Source organism: Armatimonas sp. (genome assembly GCF_031410135.1).
GTDB lineage: Bacteria > Armatimonadota > Armatimonadia > Armatimonadales > Armatimonadaceae > Armatimonas.
Window position 1 is genome coordinate 1 of sequence record NZ_JANNYP010000645.1, and the last position, 5,225, is coordinate 5,225.

7 protein-coding genes and 1 pseudogene are annotated in these 5,225 nt (G+C 54.1%); 3 read left to right on the forward strand and 5 right to left on the reverse strand.

All coding sequences use genetic code 11. The annotated features are described in order from the left end of the window. The 3 genes from RMO15_RS23620 to RMO15_RS23630 all read right to left on the reverse strand — a co-directional run. A partial coding sequence (locus RMO15_RS23620) for a BMP family ABC transporter substrate-binding protein (RefSeq protein WP_309718199.1) occupies nt 1-611 on the reverse strand: 611 nt, incomplete at its 3' end. A 21-nt stretch (nt 612-632) separates the two neighbouring features. Beyond that, nucleotides 633-1,082, reverse strand: a complete 450-nt coding sequence (locus RMO15_RS23625; protein ID WP_309718202.1) for a MarR family transcriptional regulator — start codon at nt 1,080-1,082, stop codon at nt 633-635. 15 nt (nt 1,083-1,097) lie between these two features. After that, nucleotides 1,098-1,802 (reverse strand): pirin family protein, encoded by a 705-nt coding sequence (locus RMO15_RS23630; protein WP_369016159.1) that lies wholly within the window; start codon nt 1,800-1,802, stop codon nt 1,098-1,100. A 102-nt stretch (nt 1,803-1,904) separates the two neighbouring features. Between RMO15_RS23630 and RMO15_RS23635 the strand changes: the two genes are divergently transcribed. Next, nucleotides 1,905-2,468: a 3'-5' exonuclease gene (locus tag RMO15_RS23635; protein WP_309718211.1), complete on the forward strand. Its 564-nt coding sequence runs from the start codon at nt 1,905-1,907 to the stop codon at nt 2,466-2,468. 3 nt (nt 2,469-2,471) lie between these two features. Beyond that, nucleotides 2,472-2,870 (forward strand): YbaN family protein, encoded by a 399-nt coding sequence (locus RMO15_RS23640; protein WP_309718214.1) that lies wholly within the window; start codon nt 2,472-2,474, stop codon nt 2,868-2,870. Here RMO15_RS23640 and RMO15_RS23645 read toward each other — a convergent pair. Further along, nucleotides 2,867-3,772 carry a hypothetical protein gene (locus RMO15_RS23645; RefSeq protein WP_309718216.1) on the reverse strand — a complete coding sequence of 302 codons (906 nt, stop codon included), beginning with the start codon at nt 3,770-3,772 and terminating at the stop codon, nt 2,867-2,869. The genes RMO15_RS23640 and RMO15_RS23645 overlap by 4 nt on opposite strands. Before the next feature lie 88 nt (nt 3,773-3,860). Here RMO15_RS23645 and RMO15_RS23650 point away from each other — a divergent pair, with 88 nt between their 5' ends. Then, nucleotides 3,861-4,397, forward strand: coding sequence for a 3'-5' exonuclease (locus RMO15_RS23650; protein ID WP_309718218.1), 537 nt, complete (start codon nt 3,861-3,863; stop codon nt 4,395-4,397). Between the two features lie 300 nt (nt 4,398-4,697). Here the strand turns inward: RMO15_RS23650 and ispH are convergent. Next, a pseudogene (ispH, locus tag RMO15_RS23655) lies at nt 4,698-5,225 on the reverse strand (4-hydroxy-3-methylbut-2-enyl diphosphate reductase); the annotation flags it as partial.

The following is a 5,225-nucleotide window of genomic DNA, read 5'->3' on the forward strand; positions in this document are numbered from 1 at the left end:
TCGTTAAAGTCGCCAACATAGGCAACGCGGGTCTGGATATCGGGCTTGATAGTAAAAGCCCCTGCCTGGTAGCCGTACTCAAACTTCTTGATAAGCGGCATCTCCATCCCACCGACAAACCCCAGCACGCCCGACTTACTCACCGAGGCTGCCAGAGCCCCTGCTAAGAACGAGCCCTCTTCCTCGCGGAACTTATAGGCCACGCAGTTAGACGAAGAAGGCGCATCGCCATCAATAATGGCGAACTTGACTTTTGGGAACTTAAACGCAACTTCCTTGAGAGCATCTTGCATCAAGAAACCAACGGCAAAGACCACATCATACTTGGCTTCGGCGAACTTGGTAAGGTTGGCGACATAGTCCGCATTCTGCTTAGACTCGACATACTTCACCTGTGCTCCCAGCTCTTTTTCCGCTTTCTGGAGCCCCGCCCAGGCCTGCGCATTGAAAGACTTATCGCCCACCCCCCCCGTATCGGTGACGAGCCCAGCCTTGATCTTCTTTCCTAACCCTGGGGTAGGATTGGGAGTCTCTTGCTTTTTGCCACAGCTCCCGCCTGTAGCAATGAGTGCCCCCGAGAGAGAGAGTGCGAGAAAATGACGACGATTCATGCCCTCAGTATACCCGGAACGCTAGCCGACGCCTTTTCCCAGTCGTCGCAAGAGCCCATCGAGTAGCTCCCGCTCCTCCTCGGTTAAGAGTGACATCTCTTTTGCCACCGCCTCAGCGTGCTTGGGAAAGAGGCTCGTGATAAGCAGCTCCCCTGGCTCCGTCAAGTGCACAAAGACAATGCGCCTGTCGTGCTCGCAGCGCTGACGACGCACCAGGCCATTTTTCTCCAGGTTGTCCACAATGACGGTCAGGTTGTTAGGGCTCCGCAGGTGCTTGCGGGCCAGATCGGAGAGTTTAAGGGGCCCTAGATGATGGAGTGCCTCCAGAACCCCGAACTGCCCCTCAGTCAGCCCGGAGTCCTGGAGACAGCTCAGAGCACGCCGCGCAACGGACTCAGCGGCGCGCATGAGCTTGATGTAGGTATCCAGTGCCCGCTTCTGTGAATCAGGCCCCACGAAATGGGTCGGCATAGAGGCATTATAACCCTAATCTCCAGGAAGGTCGAAGAGAAGCACTTCACTGGTTGCACGGGCCTGTAGTGTCACGAGAGTCTCCTGCTCCAGCTTCGCCGCATCGCCCGTCACGAGAAGCTGGCCATTAACCGTCACTTCTCCCACGACAATATGCACGTAGCCCAGGCGACCTGCTGCCAGTGTGTGCGCCCGGCTCTCACCCGGCTCCAAAAGCGTTGTCAGAAGCTCCGCATCCTGGTAGATTTCCATCGCGCCCTCACGGCCTGTGCCAGAGACCACCACCGCCCACTTGCCACGTTTCGCACTCTCGGGGATATGGCTCTCGCCGTAGCGCGGCGCGGCTCCGAGAACATTGGGCTCGATCCAGATCTGAAACAAATGCAGCCACTCGGTATCCGAGGCATTGGCCTCGCTATGAAAAACGCCCGTCCCGGCGCTCATGCGCTGGATGTCACCAGGCTTCAGCACGCCCTTGCCGCCCGTGTTATCCTCATGTGCCAGGGAGCCAGAGAGCACGTAGGTAATAATCTCCATGTTCTCATGCGGGTGCATTCCAAAGCCCCGGCTCGGCCCAAACTTGTCCTCGTTGATCACCCGCAGCGACCCAAAGCCCATGTTGGTCGGGTCGTAGTAGGTATTGAACGAGAACGAGTGGTAGGCATCCAGCCAGCCACGGTTGGCATGTCCTCGCTCACTTGATCGTCGTATCGTCATCATCTCCGTCATCCTCCAAATCTATTAAACCTAACCTTGTCAAAATAGTTCCAACTGGAATCAAATTTTAGCAAACCATAGGGATTTTGCGATACAACTATTGCTATGCGACACGTGATTTTTGACATTGAGGCGACGAGCTGGGAGGAGCAGGTCTCACCGGAGAAAACCGAGATTCTGGAGATCGGGGCCGTGGAGCTTTCCTCCGCGAGTACGGAGGCGGCAGTCTCTAGCGAGTTTGGGATGCTGGTGCGCCCCGTGGGGACGCCCGTGCTCTCCCGCTACTGCCTGCGCTCGACAGGGCTAACGCAGTTTGAAGTGGATCAGGCCGACCCCTTCCCGCTGGTCTTCGCGCAGTTTCTGGCATGGCTGGGGAGCTCGCCCTTCACGCTCTGTACCTGGGGCGACTACGATCTGGCGCAGCTTCGCCGTGATGCCAAGCGCCACCACGTGGCGCTACCTACCGACTTTGAGAGTGCGCTCAATCTAAAGTCCGCGTTCTCGCGCTGGCAGAACCTGCCTCCAACCGGACTCGGGCCCGCGCTACGCCATCTCAAGCTAAGCCGCTCTGGGCAAGCGCACCGCGCCCCCGACGATGCCCGGAGCATTGCCCGAATCGCGAGGATACTCCTGCCAACTCTTGACCAGAGTCCGCGGTATACTCGCTAGTATATGCGCTATCTCTGGCTGACTCTGGGCTTTCTCTGCGTCGGGCTGGGGTTTGTCGGGATCGTGGTGCCGGGTCTGCCTGCGACGGGATTTTTTGTCGCGGCGGCCTGGTGCTTTTCTAAGAGCAGCGAGAAGTTTCTTCACTGGCTCCTAAACCTGCCCCTCGTCGGGCCGCTTCTTCAGGACTACCGGGGCGGGCTAGGAATGCCGCTGAAGGCAAAGTGGTTCGCCTCCGTGAGCCTCTCACTCGCCGTGAGTATCAGCGCCGTTTTTGCCATCCGAATGCCTTGGGCCAAAGCGGGCTGCATCGCACTGGGGCTCATCGGCCTCTGGTACATCTGGACAAAAGTCCCGCTCCGCGAGAGAGTCCTCGCGGAGCAGGAACCATCCGATCAATCCTAGAGGAGCTGGGCGCTGGCGCTAGGGAAGACGCTGGCATTGTTGCCCAGAGGCAGGTTGGTGTGGTCTACGGCGGCGGCGGGAATATCCCCCACTAAAGGCTTGAGTTCGAAGGGCAGCGGGCTGTCATCGCTATCGGGCTCGATGGAGATCACAGCCTTTCCGCCTCGGACATCAGCAGGAAACGTCAGCCCTGCCGGTGCATTGCGCAAAAAGTCCTCACCGGGAAAAGCGGGGCCGGGGGAAGTTCCTGAGAACGGGGCGCTCTCATCGGCAGTAGTGGGCGTGGTGAAGCGGCCTGTGGAGATTGGCTTGCCTGCAATGACCGTCCAACCTTCATACTTCCAGCCTGCCGGAAGCGTCGGGAGAGTCAGCCCCTGCTTGGGGCCACCATCTAGCTTCAGGAACCAGATACCACTATTCTCATTTGTGTTGTCACCGTCGGTGGGGGTTGCCAGAATAAAACCTCCCGTCGCCGCCGCAAAGCTATTTCCCAGCGCCATCGGGTGCCCGATGGTGAGGCTGGCAGCATTGCCGGAGATATCCCCCGCAACAATATGTGTCTTGGCAGGAACCGTATCCGTATCCCCCGTCGGCTCGATCGTCACGACAACCGATGTCGCGCCGGTGAGCTCTTTTCCCGTGGCAAACTCGCCATTGGTGACAACCGTGCCATCCAAGTTCACAATCTGCCCACTGGCGTTGATATTGAACTTGCCCGCAGGAAGCGCCTTGCCTCCCACAAGAACCCAGTTCTCGTAGTGGTAACCATTGAGTAGAGGCGTCAGGTCATTGTTGGTAATCTTCAGAACCGCACGGGTCGGCGTGACAGAGCTGCTCCCACCACAACCCGAGAGAAGCGCAAGAGCGAACAGGGCCGCACCACTAAGAAATAGATGCTTCATAAAAAGTCTCCTTGTACGGAAAACTCCCCAAGCACCTGAAAAAGTTCAACTTGAGCAAAACCTAGTACTCTGGCGATAACGAGACATAATGCGTTATCTAATTGTTGATCTAGAAGCCACCTGCCGTGACAGTGGCATGCCCCGTGAGGAGATGGAGATTATCGAGATCGGAGCCGTAGAGATGCTCTCGGCAGATTCCGAGCCCACGCGGGAGTTTGGGCGCTTTATCCGACCCACACTCAACCCAGAGCTCTCAGAGTTCTGCACACAGCTCACGAGTATCACTCAGCGCGATGTGGAGCGTGCGGGGCTCTTTCCCGAGGTATTTCAGGAGTTTCAGGACTGGATTGGGCCGCGCCCCTACACGCTCTGCTCCTGGGGCAACTACGACCTGACGCAGTTTCTCCAGGACTTCGCCCGTCACGAGATTACGCCGCCGTATGAGTTTGACTTTGCGCGGCACATCAACCTCAAGAAACGCTGCGCGGAGAAATTTGGGACACGCCCTCTGGGAATGGCTAGCGCGTTGCACCACTTAGGCCTGCCACTTCTGGGAAAACACCACCGTGGCATTGACGATGCCAGAAATATCGCCGCTCTTGCCCGATTTATACTTCTGAGCTAGATTTTAGCCCTAAAATATAAAAACCGTAACGCTACTAGTTTTAAGATAAAATCCTAGTAATTCTATTTATAATAAACCGATTTATACCCTCATTTTCAAGAATATAAATCTCAAATATCGAATCCTACACAAATAACTACTGTATTTATCGTGCCATGAAGTACCAATAGATTAAACAACTATTTCACGCAATGGCAAAAAATGTTTTTTAGAATTTTTCCTCATCGAATAATTTATTGTAAAAGGTGTGGTAGCTGTATTGTAAAATTATTGCGAAAAACTAGTTTAAAATATCATTTTTTATGTATTAGTTGGCTCTTCATTCGATCCTATTAATCCTTTGGGAAGCGGAAAAACTACTTCTTCGGCAACTCCGGGTAATATTTTAACCTGCTGTATCCCCATGTCGCGCAATTGATTGATGACTTCTGTCACCAATATCTCGGGCGTCGATGCGCTTGCGGTTACTCCAATACGTTTTTTTCCGATAATCCAAGCCGGATCAATAGAAGACGCATTTTCTATCATATACGCGATTACGCCTTTTTTTTCAGCCACTTCGCGTAACCGATTTGAATTAGAACTATTACTGCTACCGACGACGATTAATAATTCTACTTGAGGAGCCATAATTTTGACGGCTTGTTGACGATTGGTGGTGGCGTAACAAATATCGCTTTTTTTAGGCTCAACGATTTGTGGAAATTTATGTTTAAGTGCAATAATTAATTCAGCAGTATCGTCTACAGACAATGTTGTTTGTGACACATACGCCAGCTGCTCTGGATTTTTTACGACCAATTTTTCTATATCAGCAATCGTTTCAAC

Excerpts from the sequence above, each read along its gene's own strand:
- RMO15_RS23625 (WP_309718202.1), bottom strand. The coding sequence starts at position 1,082 with ATGCCGACCCATTTCGTGGGGCCTGATTCACAGAAGCGGGCACTGGAT.
- RMO15_RS23630 (WP_369016159.1), bottom strand. The coding sequence starts at position 1,802 with ATGATGACGATACGACGATCAAGTGAGCGAGGACATGCCAACCGTGGC.
- RMO15_RS23635 (WP_309718211.1), top strand. The coding sequence starts at position 1,905 with ATGCGACACGTGATTTTTGACATTGAGGCGACGAGCTGGGAGGAGCAG.
- RMO15_RS23650 (WP_309718218.1), top strand. The coding sequence starts at position 3,861 with ATGCGTTATCTAATTGTTGATCTAGAAGCCACCTGCCGTGACAGTGGC.
- RMO15_RS23640 (WP_309718214.1), top strand. The coding sequence starts at position 2,472 with ATGCGCTATCTCTGGCTGACTCTGGGCTTTCTCTGCGTCGGGCTGGGG.
- RMO15_RS23645 (WP_309718216.1), bottom strand. The coding sequence starts at position 3,772 with ATGAAGCATCTATTTCTTAGTGGTGCGGCCCTGTTCGCTCTTGCGCTT.